The organism is Rhodobium orientis, from assembly GCF_003258835.1.
In the GTDB taxonomy this organism is placed as follows: Bacteria; Pseudomonadota; Alphaproteobacteria; order Rhizobiales; family Rhodobiaceae; genus Rhodobium; species Rhodobium orientis.
In genome coordinates this window covers 1-245 of sequence record NZ_NPEV01000215.1, presented here as the reverse complement: position 1 = coordinate 245, position 245 = coordinate 1, and the positions used below count along the sequence as shown (strand labels likewise).

Here is a 245-nt window from a genome sequence, read left to right as displayed (position 1 = left end):
ATTGGAGGAAGTTGTAAATAATCACAGGTTTAAAGACGTTCAGTTCAAAGTTCCCCTGGCTCGCGGCAAAGCCGATCGTTGCGTCATTCCCCATGATCTGGGATGCGACCATTGTCAGCGCTTCGCTTTGCGTAGGGTTTACTTTTCCAGGCATGATCGAGCTTCCCGGCTCATTTTCCGGGATAAGCAGCTCGCCGATTCCGCAGCGAGGTCCGCTCGCAAGCCATCTGACATCATTGGCGATT

At 52.2% G+C, this 245-nt stretch carries 1 protein-coding gene; it reads right to left on the bottom strand.

Translation table 11 applies throughout. From position 1 onward, the window contains the following. Nucleotides 1–245, bottom strand: a 245-nt coding sequence (locus tag CH339_RS25900; RefSeq protein ID WP_245408204.1) for a lyase family protein, incomplete at both ends; no start/stop codon positions are given.